Here is a 16,436-nt window from a genome sequence, read left to right as displayed (position 1 = left end):
TTTGCATGACATACATCAACAAACAAGCAAAAAGTAAGAGAATTTTCGGCAGTATAACAAAGTCATTGAGCGCGACAAGTAGAAAAGACCTTAAGTAATAAATGAATTAATTCGAATGCTCAATAGAGCTATAAAAATTTGTTGCCACCAGCTTCAGATATTTTTTTGCACCATCCTTATTATTAACCATTAATTACATGTCTATCTATTCGATCATCAGTTAAAATAACAAAATATCAACATGGTACTTAAAAACCTTCCTCCCGATTAACAAATTTAATTTTCAAGCAAGGTTTCAAGTCATGTTAAGCTTAAATATCAGTCATGATATAAAAATTTCAAAGGCAGTAAAATCAAATGAGTAAAGCGAATATCCAGTGGTTTCCAGGACACATGCACAAAGCACACAAACAAATTCAAGAAGTACTTCCGCAAGTTGATATTATTATTGAAGTTGTTGATGCACGTATCCCTTACAGTAGTGAGAACCCACTAATAGCAGCTATCAGAAAGAAAACGCCTTGTATTAAAGTATTAAACAAAGCGGACCTTGCTGACCCAGAAATTACCGCCCGATGGATTGAGTATTTAGAACAAGATCAAGATATAAAAGCAATTGCCATCACTACTAGCAAACCAGAGCAAGTTCATCAAATCACTAAACTCTGTGAGCAAATGTTACCTAATCGCTTAGGGCAAGATAAACAAATTCGTGCCATGATCATGGGTATTCCAAATGTAGGTAAATCCACCATCATTAATATTTTAGCTGATCGCATTATTGCCAAAACGGGTAATGAACCTGCGGTGACTAAAAATCAGCAACGTATCCGTTTACCGAGTGGCATTATGTTGTCCGATACACCGGGATTTTTATGGCCTAAAATTGAGAATGCAAATTCTGGTTATCGTTTAGCGGTAACGGGAGCGATTAAAGATACCGCTATCGAATATGAAGATATTGCATATTACGCAGCGGAATATTTAATAAAACATTATTTGCCTCGTTTACAGCAGCGTTATGAGTTTGATGAAACACCGCGATCGGACCATGAATTAATGGAACTGATTGCTAAACGTCGTGGTGCATTGCGCGCAGGTGGGCATTTTGATATCTACAAAGTATCAACAATTTTGTTAAATGAGCTACGTTCTGGCGCATTAGGCTTATTAAGTTTAGAAATACCTGAAATGGTGGCGGTTGAGAAGCTAGAAGTGGAAGTGATCATGGCAGAAAAATTGAAAAAGAAAATTGAAGTCAAAGAAGCAAGAAGAAAGAGATACAAGAAAAACAGATAACCTCAATAACCGCTTGCTATGCTAATTGCCCCTTATGCTTAGGCATAGGGCAGGAAAATATAGGCATAAGATAAGTTTTAGATAAACATCACATTGGCTTTGTACATTTTTTGTAGACACTGTAAATAATGCTAATGTGATGAGATAGTTACAACACTCATTCACTCCCTTCCTTTTTAACAAAAATAGTGATCGATAACTCATAGTATAGAATTTGAATTTATTTATATAACTCCTTTGTCAAAAAAATGTTTATATGCGCTCATAAATATCTGTTATGATTAATTTTTAAGCACTAGTCTTATTTAATATCTGATATATAAATTTGCATCGTCGAAAAAGGAATTCTGAGTGCCCATCAGTATCAGAGCATGTATTTGTTTTTTTGCATTGTTTGTTAATACATTGCATGCAAATGAACTCAAGCAAATAACTTTGCAAGCTTCTTGGTTTGAGCAATTTCAATTTGCTGGTTACTACATGGCCCAAGAAAAAGGCTTTTATAATGAAGTGGGTTTGGCACTGACCATAAAACCTTTTCGCATTGAGATACAAAATGACATTGCGCAATTAGTCACCGATGGCAAAGTTGATTTTGCAGTTGGTAAAGAAAATCTCATTTTAGAACAAGCCCAACATAAAAAAATAATCGCTTTGTATGCCATTTTTCAATCCAGCCCCTTGGCTATTTTTAGCACTAGAACATCTCATATTAATACGTTCAAAGATTTCCTGGGTAAACGGTTCATGACCACTCAGGCAGATGCTCAGCAAGTATCATTGAAGTCCATGTTGAGTTCACACCATGTGCAACAGTCAGACTTAACTTATTTACCTCATACGCATGATATCAAAGACCTCATCAATAATAAAACAGACTTAATCTCTGGTTATGTATCCAAAACCCCACATGATTTAGAAGTACTGGGAGTGCCCTTTAATACTTTCTCACCCAAAGATTATGGTTTTGATTTGTATAGCGATTTTTTGTATACCAGTGAAAAATTTATGGCAAATAATAAACTACAAGCCGAAGCCTTTAGATCCGCATCTTTAAAAGGTTGGCAATATGCATTTGATAATATAGTTGAAACCGTTGACATAATATTTGAAAAATATAATGAACAAAACATAAGTAAATCAGCCCTTTTATTTGAAGCAAAAGCACTTAAAAAATTAGCCTACCTCAATACGCCAATACTGGGTGTTATTGACGAAAATAAACTTAAAAAGAGCTTTGATTTATATAAGGTACTAGGGGTTGATAAAGGATCAATTGATTTCAGTCAATTCATTTACGATGAAACAAACCCTTTTTTGTTCTTAACATCGCAGGAGAAAAGTTATTTAAAGAATAAGCAAAAGATAACAATATGTATTGATCCTAACTGGTTACCCTATGATGGTTTTGATAGTACAGGTGAGCATATTGGGTTGCATACTGAGTTTCTTGATATCTTCAGAAAGCGCCTACCTATTCCATTAGAAACCGTGAGAACTGAATCATGGACTGAATCGCTATTTTTTGCCAAACAAAGGAAGTGTGACCTTTTATCACTTGCACGTGTTACTGAAGAACGAAAAGAGTTTCTTAACTTTACTTCAACTTACTTAACTTTTACTCGTGTATTGGTGACTAAACCAGACCTTCCGTTTGTTAATAATTTCAATCTCTTAATAAATAAAAAAATTGGCATGGTTCAAGGCTACGCAGAACAAGATATGATTAAAAATACCTACCCCAATATTATCGTGGTAGATGTTAAGTCAATAAAAGATGGTCTTGACAAAGTAGCTAAAGGCGAACTCTATGGTTTCATTGATGCCTTAGATTCTGTTGGCTATTTTTTACAAGACGATTTTTTAGGGCAACTAAAAGTCAGTGGTAAATTTGACCAAAAAACAGAGCTTGGCCTTGGGGTAAGAAATGACCACCCTCTTTTATTAAGTATATTTAACAAACTGATCGACAACTTGTCAGAAAAATCAATCAAGACCATTACCGAAAAAAATGCATCCATTCAATATATTGATAAATTTAACTATCAATTATTATGGTGGTTATTGTTTATCGTATTAGCCATTATTGCGGCCTTTATATACAGACAGAGTTTGTTGAAAGATTTAAATAATAAGTTGAATGAAAGAGTTGCAGAAAAAACCAAAGCCTTACTGGAACTAAATGAAAGCTTAGAGCTAAAAATAAAGCAGCGTACTGAGCAAATCGAACATTCAAAACGTCTATTACAAGACGTTGCTTACAGAGACAATCTAACCGGTGTTTTTAATCGACATTATTTAATTGAAAAGTCGATCTGCTTTTTTAAACAAGCCGATACGCTTAATCAACCTCTCTCTCTATTAATAATTGATATCGATTATTTTAAAAAAGTAAATGATGCTCATGGGCATATTGTTGGAGATAAAGTGTTAATTCATTTTGTGAACAATATTCGAAAAACCTTAAGAACTGATGACTTACTAGTGCGCTATGGCGGAGAAGAGTTTATTTTGCTTCTGCCTAAAGAGGATTTGCAACAAAGTTTAATCGTTGCAGAAAAACTACGTCAATATATAGAGTTGCACCCTTATCAATTAGACAAAGAAAATAATTTAATTAATATCACAATCAGCGTCGGTGTTGGGCAATATGAAACAGGCGATTCTTTAGAACAATTCATCGGCAGAGCTGATTCAGCATTATATACCGCCAAAGATAAAGGTAGAAATCAAGTACAAACAATCACGAAAAAATAAAATAAAAATACAGAGTCTATTTACCGACATCTATCAGTCATAATTGAAATGCGAACAAGCAATCAAACATGAAGCCAACAATATATGTGGTTTGCATTGTTCGGTTAAGAACTTAGTAAAGCGACAGTGGGGGCAATATTATCCATTAAGTTAAACTTTAAAAGGACTCTGTATTCATTAATACTCTTTTTATAGCCTGAATTTAAGGCGCTTCTATTTAAATATTAAACTCAAATCATAACTATCTTAATTTAGTTTTGAATATACCCCTGCTAAATTTAAATATCTCACCATCAGAAGTAAAAAGGTTGTAGTAGGTGACCTCACACAATAGCGCTAAATATATTGTTTAATGCTAATAGCCGTAGTATCACTTTCAGAGTTGGAATCGATTCAAAATAGTTATTATCTAAGTTTATTGAATGATTTTTTTAACGTGTGATCAATAATTTATATTGATATACATTTATGAGTTATATTAATTTAAATGTAAAATTTATGTACCATTTTCATCTAATATTAGGTCTATCTCCTCTCTATCAGACCATTTAAATTGTCTTCGAAGTGCTCTATCAATAGTAAGTTTATATTAACTACTCCGCTAAAATAGTAAGGACAAAGAAAATGACAAATCTTGATCATGATTCACTGCTAAGCACTGCAATTTATCCAAAAAATTCGTTATTTTTCTATCAATACAAAAAATTAGCAAACATTCAACTTTCTTTAAAAAAACCAACTTTAGCAAGCCTGTTTTGTCTACCAACTTTGTATGATGTGGCACTATGAAATTAAACAATTCAAAGTCATCTGACCTACTTATTAATGATACGGAGTTATTATTTAAAATAGCTTTCAATCAACCATTTTATTTAATGGCGATACTTTCACCAGAAGGAAATATTTTAGACGTTAACGACCTAGCGTTAACATCACAGGGATTGAATAAAGAAAATTATATTGGCAAGCTATTTTGGAAGTCGCCAGCATGGTCTAATTTACCTGAATGGGAAAGTCTTTGGATAAAACGGTTGGCTAAAGCTGCTAGTCAACAAAAAGCGGTAATAACGGAAGATTGTTACCAAATTGCAGATGGTTCTATTTATTATACGGATGTATCGACAACTGCTATTTATGCCCCTAATAGCGAACTTTCGGGTTACATGATCCAAGCTATTGATACGACAAAATATAGACAAAAATATAGACAAAAATATAGAAAGGTAGAAGAAAAAACAAAAAAAGATGATACTGATTTAGAGCTTGTTCTAGAACAAAGCAAGATAGGTAATTGGTCTCTTAATCTAGCTAACCACAGTTCCCAACGCTCCCTGATACACGACCAAATATTTGGTTACGACTCATTGGTACCGCATTGGACCTCAGATACGTTTCTTCAACACATCATCCCAGAAGAACAGATAGAAGTAACCAACAAGCTTAAACAAGCTATTGAAAATAAAGTAAATTGGAAAATTGAGTGCCGAATTATTCGAAAAGACGGTGAGATTCGTTGGATTTTAGCTTCAGGTGGGCATGTAATTGATGCACCCGGTCAGTCAAAATTAATGGTCGGGATAGTACAGGATATAACAGATTTAAAAATAGCAGAGAACGCTAATTTACACCATAGTGCAGAGCTACAAAGTATATTTAACGCACTACCAGATACTTACTTTCGTATGCAGTCCGATGGAAAAATTCTCGATTATCGTACACAAAATAAAGGCGAACTTTTTAAAGCACCTGAACAGTTTATTGGTAAACGCATACAAGATATTTTACCAAAAGATACAGCAGCACTATTCCAATCAAGAATAGATCAGACAACACAGACAGATAACGTTGTTACTTTTAATTATCAACTGGCCACTAATAAGCAAGTAGTTCACTTAGAAGCTCGACTTAATAAAATTAATTTGAACGACCAACTTGTGTGTGTTGTTCGTAATATTACTGATCAATATGAATCTAGGGAATCTTTAGAAGTTAGTGAACAACTATTTCGTACTATTTTTGAACAAGCCTCGGTTGGCGTTGCATTAGTCAGTTTTGACATCAAAAAAGTTATTCGTATTAATCAACAGTTTTGCAATATGGTTGGTTACAGTAAAGAAGAAATGTCAGATCCTAATATGTTTGAAAAAATCACACATCCTGATGATTTAAAAAGCAATTTAAATAAACGAAATAAAGTATTAAAAGGTAAAGCACGATCAACAACGATGGATAAGCGTTATATTCATAAAGACGGGCATATTGTTTGGGTTGAGCTAACCATTTCTCCTACCCATAAAGTCGGTAGCCTACCTAAAACGATTATTGTAGTTGCTCAGGATATTAGCCAACGTAAAGTAGCTGAAGAAAGGCTAGAACTATCTTCTAAAGTATTTAGTGACACTCATGAAGGTATTGTGATCACAGATGCTCAGCAACTTATTGTTGATGTTAATCCAGCCTTCGTTAGAATAACAGGCTATAGCAAACAGGAAGTTATGGGTAAAAGACCAAGCTTCTTAGGTTCAGGTCAGCAAAGCCCTCAGTTTTATGAGGAGATGTGGCGCTCCATTAAAGCCCACGGGCATTGGCAAGGAGAAATTTGGAACAGAACAAAAAAAGGAGAACTCTACGCTGAACTGCTCAATATCTCATCACTAATCAATCAACAAAATCAAGTCACTCACTATATAGGTGTATTTTCCGATATCACCAGCATTAAGCAACAACAAGAAAAACTTAACCTGATGGCTCACTATGATGTACTGACTAAATTACCGAATAGAGCTTTATTTATAGATCGTTTTCATCAATCTATAGCCCATAGTATTCGTACAGGTCATCAACTAGCGGTGTGCTTTCTAGATTTAGATAATTTCAAACCTGTGAATGATACTTATGGCCACGAAGCAGGTGACCGTTTATTAATTGAAGTCTCTGAACGTATTATTGGGTGTATCAGAGAAGAAGACACGGTTTCCCGCCAAGGTGGTGATGAATTTGCCATCCTACTAAATGATATTAAATCGCCTTCACAATATGAAGCAACCATCAAACGTATTCATAAAGTATTAGCCCTACCTTATATTATTGATGATATTGAGCACAAGCTTACTGTATCTAGTGGTGTGACACTTTATCCATCGGATAATGCTGATATAGATACTCTATTACGTCACGCTGACCATGCAATGTACCAATCTAAATTAGCGGGTAAAAATCGTTCTCAATTATATAGCCCAGATTCTGACCAACGTATAATTCAACAGAACCTGCAGCTAGAAGAAATTAATCGCGCTTTAATCAATAATGAATTTCAATTGTACTATCAACCTAAGGTTAATATGGCGACAGGTGAGGTGTTTGGAGCCGAAGCCTTAATCCGCTGGCTTCACCCAGAAAGAGGAATGATACCACCACTAGACTTCTTACCATTTATCGACGGAACACCATTAGAAATTAAAGTTGGAGAATGGGTTATCAATGAGGCCATGCAACAACTTGAAAACTGGCAGCAGCAAGGTATTGAACTTGAAGTTAGTATTAATATTGCTTCATATCACCTGCTATCTTCCTCTTTTTTTGTTGTGCTTGAACAGTGCTTAGCTGAACACCCTGCAATTAAACCTAAATGTTTACAATTAGAAATTTTGGAAAGTTCTACTTTAGGTGATCTCAAAACGATTACTCATATTATCAAAGAATGTCAAACGCAGTTAGGTGTCAGTTTTGCTTTGGATGATTTTGGTACAGGCTACTCATCATTAACTCATTTAAGAAGTTTACCTGCGGAAACGATTAAGATTGATCAAAGCTTCGTCAGAGACATGCTAGATGACCCAAGTGATTACTCAATTATTGATGGTGTGGTTTCATTAACAAAATCATTTAATCGTAATGTTATTGCTGAAGGCGTTGAAACTAATGAGCATGGATTGCTGCTATTGCTGATGGGGTGCGAACAAGCTCAAGGTTATGGAATAGCGAAACCGATGTCAGCAGCAGCCCTATCAAAATGGTTAAGCGACTATATTCCTAATCAAGACTGGATCACTTGTAGTAAAAAAGAGCACAATAATAAACAAAAAAATCTGAAAATATTTAAGTTAATTACTACACAGTGGAAAAATAAACTAAGGAAACAGATTTTATTACCCCCTAATAACAAAATAGTTTGGCCAATACTTGACAATCAACTATGTCATTGTGGTAACTGGGTTTGCCTAAGGAAACAAGAGCAGTTATTTACAGAAGAAGAAATGCAACAGCTGGAAAATGCTCATGATAAAATCCATAAAGTAGCTTATTCGTTGCAGCTTAAATATCAAGCCGGGGAGCTAGAGAGCGCACGAGCTGATTTAGCTGGACTTGATTTGGCCTTTATTGAAATGAACAATACGATCGGCTTATAGAAGCTATTGGTTCGTTAGCCCTTACTTTAAAATTAATTTTTACCTATATTCTACCTTAATATCATCATTAACTTTTATTCATAGGTTTTCAATAAAAAGACTTATATCGCCAGTAATATCACCTAAATCAATAGTCACTTACGTAAAGTGACAACCGGTTATACAAATACGGAATAAAATCAATTTGAAGTTATGTAATGAAACATATTGATAGGCTATCCGAGGTCATAACAACTCATTTTAATAGACCATTATACTTTTGTAATTTGACCTAATTTCCTTGATATGATGCTAAAAAACACCAGTAAGCTATTAAGCAATAATATAAAGAAATCAAAGCCTAAAATTTTAATCTTCCACTTCATTATTCTACTTGGCTATACCACATAAAGGCACTTGATTGTTTATTAAGAATAGTTAAATGTTGACTCTCATCACTTGCCCTACTTGCTAGACCATAACAAACATGTAACGGTAATAAATGTTCTTCACGTGGATGACAATAGCGAGCGTGTGGCGCCTGAACCCAGTTTATCATTCTCTCCCTGCGCTCCTCTTCACGAATATTTTTGTCGTTCAAGGTTATATCTAGCCAATCTTCAAACTGTTGATTTTTTAATTGGCTATCAGCCGTATTAGGCGCAAAGAATGCTTTCATATTATGAAATGAAAAGCCTGATCCAATCACTAGTAAATTATAATAATCAAGTGACTGCAATGCTTTCCCAATCGCTATATGCTGTGCAGGATTTAGACTATTCACCAATGAAAGCTGAACGACAGGAATATCAGCAGCGGGATACATTAGCGTTAATGGAACATATACACCATGGTCATAACCTCTTTTATATTCGAGTTTAGCTGGTATGCCTGATTGCTTGAATATCTGTTGTACTTGTTTTGCGAGCTCAGGCTCTCCCGGGCTTGGGTATTTTACTTCATATGCAGATGCAGGAAAGCCGTAATAATCGTAGATCAATTCAGGGTTTGCCTGCGCAGTGATCGTCACCTGCTCTGCTTCCCAATGTGCACTAACCAATAAAATAGCACTTGGTTTACGCATTTTTTTGGATAACGATTTTAAATAAGTCACCATTTTTGCGTGCGCAGGGTCACCAAACAGTGGCATAGGACCACCACCATGAGAAATAAAAGCAATATTAACGTTTTTCATGTTAACTCCAAAACAATAAATTAAGTTTGATAGCAACTCCACTATGTATACGAGCAAATGTTGTATACGAGCAAATGTTGGGCAGAAAAAATGAGTCAATTTAAGGCAGGAATTACGTCAAATGATGTTCCATTTGCCAAATGTCTAACGCAGACGTGATGCATTTTAACCAACAAGATTGACCCGTTATTTAGCAGAATTAATGCTATAGAATGTTCAATGAGCACTAGCCACTGAGATCAACACAGGTAATAACTTGTTCAGCCCCAAAATATTCAAGTGCTTAGGCAGGATAATAAAAGCAAAACGCAGACCAAAAAATTGACTAATAGATCGTTGTCGCGCACTGAGTCGCGACAATGAATGAATAAAGTAAGAAAGAAGGAATAATTAAGTTATTTATTCAACTTTTTACTTAGTAAGTTATCCAAACTGTAACTACCGCCACCTTGTACGGCGATAGCAACCAGGACAACCAAAAGTGTTAACGCATATTCGTATCCATTATTGGCCATAAATAAACCATTATTAATGTGTACGGAGAATATAGCTACAACCATAGTAAAAGCGGCAACGACTGCCGCAGGACGTGTTAACAAACCTAATAGTATGGCTAAGCCTCCAAAGAATTCTGCACTCCCAGCAAGTAATGCCATTAGGTAACCTGGAGTCATTCCTATGCTTGCCATCCATTGTCCAGTCCCCTCTAATCCATATCCCCCAAACCACGCAAACAATTTTTGCGCACCGTGAGCAGCTAAAATAAGGCCAATTGGCGCACGTAGTATTAATGCAGCAACACCCGCTTTAGATGACAGTGCTTTGTTTAACAATGATGATTTCATGGATTATTCCTTTATAAAATAGTTATTAATAAATTGCCCCTTCTTGTTGGGATGAGACCACTTTACTATCAATGAAATAAAAGAGTAATATGCGTAATATTGAATAATTAACAACAAAACGTTGATAATACGCAATAGGCTCTCTTGTAATGGCTATCTTCGTAATAGTTTTGAAGCGTTCGAATAATAAAATCGTTACAAAATCATTTAACAAAGTGTGCCCTAGCAATATCAATCGAATAAACCAGCCTAAAACAATCACAATCAAGTAAGGCAATAATGAACAGAGGGTGTGATGGATAGAATTGATGCAATGCGCGCATTTGTTGCAGTAGTCGCTGAAGGTAGTTTTAGTAATGCCGCGTCTGCCATGCAATTATCGCCACAACTGGTGAGTAAATATGTATCGAAGTTAGAAGAGCAGCTTGATGTGCGCTTATTGCATCGTACAACACGTAAAGTAAGTTTGACTGAAGCGGGCACGCATTACTATCAACATGCACAACAAATACTGTTAAGTATTGATGAAATGGACTCACAATTAGGTGGATTACAACAAAGCCCAAAGGGAACCTTACGGATCAGTGCCCCTGTTTCATTTGCATTAAAGCACATGGCAAAATTAGTGGCAGAATTTCAGTTACTATACCCTTTAGTTAATATCGATTTACAACTCAACGATCGTAAAGTGGATATTGTTGATGAAGGTTTTGATATTGCAATTCGCATCGGACAGCTTAAAAGCTCATCATTGATTGCTAAACATATTGCCCCGATCCGGGTGATTTTATGTGCATCACCTGAATACCTAAAAAAATATGGCACTCCCACTCAACCTGAAGACCTTAAAACTCACCGCTACCTGCATTATAGTTACATGGAAGTAGATGCTAACAATGAAGTTTTTAAATGGTTAAAAGCGCAAAATAGCGGCCAGAGTAGTGAATTGCGCAGTAACAATGGAGACGTATTAGTTGAAGCTGCCATTGCCGGTGCAGGTATCGTATTGCAACCAACCTTCATCGCCAGTAAAGCCTTGAACAGTGGAGAGCTCATTCAAATATTACCGGAATTTGAACCCGAATCGATTGGTTTATATGCAGTCTACGCTCACAGAAAATTATTACCTAATAAAGTCAGATGCTTCATTGATTTTATGGAAGGTTATTATGGCTCACCACCTTATTGGGACCAAACAATAGGTAAATAAGCCTGAAGAACATTGCTATCGTACTCGCTAGTTGATATTTTTTACGATATTATTTTCACCTATTCCAAATAAGCATTGATAGTCTATTGTTTAAATATTAGGTCCCTTTATCTTATGTTACTTGAAGGCATTGAAACTTTGTTAATGCTCAGCCATGAAAAAACCATGAGTCGAGTAGGTAGTCAGCTTTATATTAGCCAGTCTGCAGTCAGCAAACGTATCGCATTATTAGAAAAGAAGTTAGGTAAAAAGTTGATTGCACCTGATGGCCGGCATGTACGCTTAACACCTGCAGCCAATGAGCTGATCGCTAGCATTGGACCTACATTTCAAGAATTACAGGGACGTATTTACGAACAAAATACGTTAAAAGATGAAACAATTATTTCACTTGCTTGCTCGGAAACCTTAGTCGCAGGATACCTTGCCAGTATTATGGGGGATTATTGTCAACATGATGCCGCCATTCGTATTAACACACATCATACCCCGAGAATCATTGAACGTGTGCAATCCGGTAAAGCAACGATCGGCTTTTGTGCAGGCCAGATCCCTGCACACCATGGACTAAAAATGATTTGTCTATGGCAAGAGCCTTTTGTATTGGTCAGCAAGTCAGCATTATTAACACTGCCTAAGCAAATATTAACCAATGACCTATCGAACCCAGCTAACCGTTACCAATTAGATATATTAACGACATTAGGTATTGAGCCATTAATGGAGATGGACTCTTATACCGCTTCAGCACAACTTGCACTCGGTGGTACCGCGCCTGCATTAGTCCCGCTTTCTATTGTTAAAGCCATGAAAATAGAAGCGAAGCACTGTTTTACTTTTGAGCAGTTAAGGCCTTTATATCGACCAATACACATCTGTTTGCGGCCTAATAATTATCAAAACCAAAGAGTTAAAACATTGATAAAAGCCATAACGAGTGCTGTTCCCATAACAACTTAATGGCCATAGTCATCGACATAATGATCACCAATGGTCGAATGATTTTTTGACCATTACCTAATACCACTTTTGCCCCTAAACGCGCGCCAAAAAAGCCGCCTATTGCCATCAGTAATCCCAACTCCCATATTGGTAATCCTGCAATAATAAAAAACAGCAATGCAGCTATATTTGAGGTGAAATTTAACACTTTGGTACGTGCCGTTGCTGCGATCAATCCGTAACGCCCTAGTGCAACAAAACAGACCGTAAAAATAGAGCCCGTGCCTGGACCTAAAAACCCATCATAAAACCCCACACTCCCACCAATCACAAAAGCAAAGGCAGTTTCTGACAGTTTCGGTTTATCATCTGGATGTGGCGTGATTGAAGAAGAGAAAAGAAAGTAGCTTGAAATCGCAATCAGAATAATTGGAATAATACTTAGTAATAAATCAGCTTTTACATGCTGTACGATTTCAGCCCCGATTGCGGCACCGGCAAAGGTACATAAAATAGGTAAACGCATCGGTTTTAACTGCACAATGCCAGTGCGTACAAAATATAAGCTTGCGGAGAAACTTCCAAAAGAGCTTTGTAGTTTATTAGTTGCTAATGCCTGTGCAGGTGGAATACCTGCAGCGAGTAGAGCAGGAACGGTCAACAATCCCCCGCCACCAGCCATCGCATCTATAAATCCGGCTAATGTTGCAACGGCAACGAGAAACGCCATGACCTCTAGTGAAATTTCCATACTTTTCCTTATCATTATCAAGGCCGCGACTATAACATTGAGCAGGCGGTTAGATGAGCAAAAGCATGGAAATTAATATATTCCTATTTTTCATAGGTCCATTTGTCGTCTATGTTATATTAGACGTCTTATTAAAGTGGTTTATTTTGACAATTTATTAAGATTGTTTGTTTAAGCTCCTTTACTAATAACGTTGTTTAATCTTTTTTTAAGCGACTCGCTTTACCGCCTGTGGTTCTTTTTTTACGAAATGATTTTTTAAAGCCTGTAGGGCTAGCGGGTAAATTAATTAATGCCTGTGGGCCATCTACAATTGCCTTGCTAATAATACTGCCTAATTGATCCTGCAACGGAAACACAAACCCCTGATAACTTTGTTGCTTTTGGCTAATTGCATTTAACTGCATTTCCCATAACGCAGTCATGTCGGGTAACGTCAAACTATCCGGTAAACTCTCAATTAACTTGCGACCAACCTCTGTTGCCTGAATCGTTTTACCAATTCGCTGTAAAAATTGGCGCTTAAACAATAGCTCTATAATCCCAGCTCTTGTTGCTTCAGTGCCCAATCCATCGGTTTCTTTAAGCACTTTTTTAAGTTCTGAATCTTTAACAAAACGTGCAATATTACTCATTGCGGCTAATAAAGTTGCATCGGTGAAATGAGCTGGAGGCTGTGTATTTTTATCAATGACTTCACCACGTTGACAGTATAATATTTGCCCTTTTTTTAATGTCGGTAAAAAATTTTCCGTTTCTTTTTGGGGAAATAATACCTTCCAACCATCGCTTTGTTTTGATTTGGCTTTACTAATGAACAGGCCTTTATTGATCTCAATCTCAGCAACACATTCAGCATAACAATAATCATCATAAAATTGACTGAGATACTGACGAGCAACCAATTGATAAATATTTTTAGCAACAATATCTAACGAACTAGTGGATTTTTTAGTATCCGTTGGAATAATTGCATGGTGTGCATCTACTTTACTGTCATTCCATGCCCGCCCTTTAATCGACAGATTTGCATCCTGCACAGCTTGATGCAATAACGGTTCATTATTTGCAACAGCTTGAGTAACGTATTTAGCTTGTTGGTGATGATTACGCGGTAAATAACGTGAATCTGAACGCGGATAAGTAATTAGTTTGTGGCGCTCATAGAGAGCTTGCGCTGCATCTAAGACTTGTTGTGCACTGTATCCAAAACGTTTTGCGGCATCAATTTGTAATCCAGATAAGTTATAAGGCAATGGAGCAACTTGTTTTTTATTTTTATTAATAAAGCTTAATACTGTGGCAGGTTGGTCGGTGATCCTAGTCGCTACATTTCCAGCCAATGCTTTGATCAGCACTCGGCCTTCTGGATCTTGGTAGGGAGCGCAAGCCTCACTAGGTTGCCATTTAGCCGTAAATACCTGCTCTGTGTTTTTATTTTCCATCAAATGCGCTAATACTTCATAAAAAGGTTTACTGACAAACTGCTCAATCTCTTTATCACGCCTTGCCACTAACCCTAACAATGGCGTTTGTACTCTCCCCACTGAAATAACCCCTTTATAACCCGATTTTTGGGCTAATAAAGTATAAGCACGGGTTAAATTTAAACCGTACAACCAGTCGGCACGCGTTCTTGCTAATGCCGAAGTTGAAAGTGGAATAAAATCTTGGTTTGAACGTAAATTTTGAATGGAACGTTTCACCGCATTAACGGTTAAATCGCTTATTAAACAACGCTCAACTTGTTTTAATTTATTGCCTTTAACACCACTAAAATGAATCACTTCATCGACCAAAAGTTGACCTTCGCGGTCAGGGTCCCCAACATGCACTAGTTGGTCAGCTTGTTTAATTAACTTTTTTAAAATACTTAATTGCTTGCTGGTTTTGGCAACAGACTTCAATTTCCATTGTTCAGGAATGATCGGTAAATGTTCAAACTTCCATTGCTTGAAGCTCGGGTCATAGGCTTCAGGATCTACTTGAGTTAATAAATGCCCGATACACCAACTCACCACATCACCATTACCAGCATAGATGCAACCATCAGCTTTACGATGTGGTTTAGGTAATGCATCTGCAACCGCACGCCCTAGGCTAGGTTTTTCAGCAATATATAGTTTCAACGTTTACTCCAACTGTTTTTATAGACAGTATTTTATCTGTTCCCATAATTCAAGCCTTGGTCGCTTTTATTTGCAACTATGTCCACTATTGCTTGACTAATAAGCAATACTTTTAACTAGGTGTCTTTTATAAGATTGGTATTACTTTGCATTATCGCCATATGCTTACCTTAATAAAACACCAGATTGATTAAATGACATTGTTTGAATGAACCAAACAGATTTTTAAAAAACATTGAAATAGTATATTTGATAACGAATTTAACGAGAGAACCAAATATGAAACTAACCAAAAAAGTAACATCATCATTATGTCTATGTAGTGTGTTATTTGTTGCGGCCTGTAATGCCGATGAAATCAACCAAGATTCTGCAGTAGCAGTGCTTGACGCTCCATTAAGCACCAAACAAGTAAGCCACGCAAAAGCAACGGTGGATACTGTAATTGACGCAGAGACGCTATATAAAACTTCTGCAGCCAAAAAAACTGAGCCCACTAAATCTTGGGACGAAGTTAAAAAGTCCAGTGAAGAGATCTGGGATAAAAGTAAAAAAATAAGCCAAGATGCATTAGAGACGGGTAAAGAAACCACCAGCAAAGCATGGAAAGAAGGCACTGAATCAAGTCAGGAAATGTGGGAAACTAGCAAAGAAAAAAGTAAAGAAATTTGGGATAAAAGTAAAGAAACCAGTAAAGGCCTTTGGGAAGATGGTAAAGAATCAAGTAAAGAGTTGTGGCAAAAAGGCAGTGAAAAGCTAGATAAATTATTTGAAGAGTCCGATGCACCAGAAAAAGGTGATGCTTTTGATAAAGCAAATCAAGCTTTTGAGTCTGATGAAATTTAACGATATAAAAATTTTACGATGCGAAAATTTAAATAACCCCAAAGATCACACAACAAACAGATAACTTACCCCTG

11 protein-coding genes are annotated in these 16,436 nt (G+C 36.4%); 7 read left to right on the top strand and 4 right to left on the bottom strand.

Going from position 1 to position 16,436, the window contains the following annotated elements; translation table 11 throughout:
* The first annotated feature begins 357 nt into the window (after positions 1-357).
* From ylqF to H592_RS23440, 4 genes are all read left to right on the top strand, one after another.
* On the top strand, positions 358-1,299 hold the full coding sequence (gene ylqF, locus H592_RS0119615; protein WP_028870265.1) for a ribosome biogenesis GTPase YlqF: 942 nt from the start codon (positions 358-360) through the stop codon (positions 1,297-1,299).
* A gap of 351 nt (positions 1,300-1,650) precedes the next feature.
* Positions 1,651-4,056, top strand: coding sequence for a diguanylate cyclase (locus H592_RS22910; RefSeq protein WP_051369279.1), 2,406 nt, complete (start codon positions 1,651-1,653; stop codon positions 4,054-4,056).
* Positions 4,057-4,680: 624 nt separating this feature from the next.
* The gene (locus H592_RS24105; RefSeq protein WP_156916163.1) at positions 4,681-4,845 is read left to right on the top strand and encodes a hypothetical protein; all 165 of its coding nucleotides are present in this window, start codon (positions 4,681-4,683) and stop codon (positions 4,843-4,845) included.
* Positions 4,842-8,465, top strand: a complete 3,624-nt coding sequence (locus H592_RS23440; protein WP_051369278.1) for a sensor domain-containing protein — start codon at positions 4,842-4,844, stop codon at positions 8,463-8,465. Before H592_RS24105 ends, H592_RS23440 begins: the two co-directional genes overlap by 4 nt.
* 364 nt (positions 8,466-8,829) lie before the next feature.
* Here the strand turns inward: H592_RS23440 and H592_RS0119595 are convergent, their stop codons facing one another.
* Complete coding sequence (locus tag H592_RS0119595; protein WP_028870264.1) at positions 8,830-9,639, bottom strand: DODA-type extradiol aromatic ring-opening family dioxygenase; 810 nt, start codon at positions 9,637-9,639, stop codon at positions 8,830-8,832.
* 395 nt (positions 9,640-10,034) lie between these two features.
* Positions 10,035-10,484, bottom strand: coding sequence for a DoxX family protein (locus H592_RS0119590; protein WP_028870263.1), 450 nt, complete (start codon positions 10,482-10,484; stop codon positions 10,035-10,037).
* A gap of 295 nt (positions 10,485-10,779) precedes the next feature.
* On the opposite strand from H592_RS0119590, the gene H592_RS0119585 reads away from it, so the two are divergent.
* Positions 10,780-11,694, top strand: a complete 915-nt coding sequence (locus H592_RS0119585; RefSeq protein WP_028870262.1) for a LysR family transcriptional regulator — start codon at positions 10,780-10,782, stop codon at positions 11,692-11,694.
* Between the two features lie 114 nt (positions 11,695-11,808).
* Positions 11,809-12,654 (top strand): LysR family transcriptional regulator, encoded by an 846-nt coding sequence (locus H592_RS0119580; protein ID WP_028870261.1) that lies wholly within the window; start codon positions 11,809-11,811, stop codon positions 12,652-12,654.
* Here the strand turns inward: H592_RS0119580 and H592_RS0119575 are convergent.
* Together H592_RS0119575 and H592_RS22900 are read right to left on the bottom strand one after the other, a co-directional pair.
* On the bottom strand, positions 12,605-13,387 hold the full coding sequence (locus H592_RS0119575; RefSeq protein ID WP_028870260.1) for a TSUP family transporter: 783 nt from the start codon (positions 13,385-13,387) through the stop codon (positions 12,605-12,607). The two genes, H592_RS0119580 and H592_RS0119575, sit on opposite strands and share 50 nt — an antisense overlap.
* A gap of 197 nt (positions 13,388-13,584) precedes the next feature.
* Positions 13,585-15,516 carry a DNA topoisomerase III gene (locus H592_RS22900; protein WP_037072304.1) on the bottom strand — a complete coding sequence of 644 codons (1,932 nt, stop codon included), beginning with the start codon at positions 15,514-15,516 and terminating at the stop codon, positions 13,585-13,587.
* 279 nt (positions 15,517-15,795) lie between these two features.
* Between H592_RS22900 and H592_RS0119565 the strand changes: the two genes are divergently transcribed.
* Positions 15,796-16,362 (top strand): hypothetical protein, encoded by a 567-nt coding sequence (locus tag H592_RS0119565; RefSeq protein WP_028870259.1) that lies wholly within the window; start codon positions 15,796-15,798, stop codon positions 16,360-16,362.
* Positions 16,363-16,436: the final 74 nt, after the last annotated feature.

It is taken from the genome of Psychromonas arctica DSM 14288 (assembly GCF_000482725.1).
GTDB classification, from domain to species: domain Bacteria; phylum Pseudomonadota; class Gammaproteobacteria; order Enterobacterales; family Psychromonadaceae; genus Psychromonas; species Psychromonas arctica.
The sequence above is the reverse complement of the archived record's forward strand: the minus strand, read 5'-3'. Positions and strand labels throughout refer to the sequence as shown.

Bases quoted from the DNA above. Each gene is read 5' to 3' on its own strand.
- ylqF (WP_028870265.1), top strand. From the start codon at position 358: ATGAGTAAAGCGAATATCCAGTGGTTTCCAGGACACATGCACAAAGCA.
- H592_RS24105 (WP_156916163.1), top strand. From the start codon at position 4,681: ATGACAAATCTTGATCATGATTCACTGCTAAGCACTGCAATTTATCCA.
- H592_RS23440 (WP_051369278.1), top strand. From the start codon at position 4,842: ATGAAATTAAACAATTCAAAGTCATCTGACCTACTTATTAATGATACG.
- H592_RS0119595 (WP_028870264.1), bottom strand. From the start codon at position 9,639: ATGAAAAACGTTAATATTGCTTTTATTTCTCATGGTGGTGGTCCTATG.
- H592_RS0119590 (WP_028870263.1), bottom strand. From the start codon at position 10,484: ATGAAATCATCATTGTTAAACAAAGCACTGTCATCTAAAGCGGGTGTT.
- H592_RS0119585 (WP_028870262.1), top strand. From the start codon at position 10,780: ATGGATAGAATTGATGCAATGCGCGCATTTGTTGCAGTAGTCGCTGAA.
- H592_RS0119580 (WP_028870261.1), top strand. From the start codon at position 11,809: ATGTTACTTGAAGGCATTGAAACTTTGTTAATGCTCAGCCATGAAAAA.
- H592_RS0119575 (WP_028870260.1), bottom strand. From the start codon at position 13,387: ATGGAAATTTCACTAGAGGTCATGGCGTTTCTCGTTGCCGTTGCAACA.
- H592_RS0119565 (WP_028870259.1), top strand. From the start codon at position 15,796: ATGAAACTAACCAAAAAAGTAACATCATCATTATGTCTATGTAGTGTG.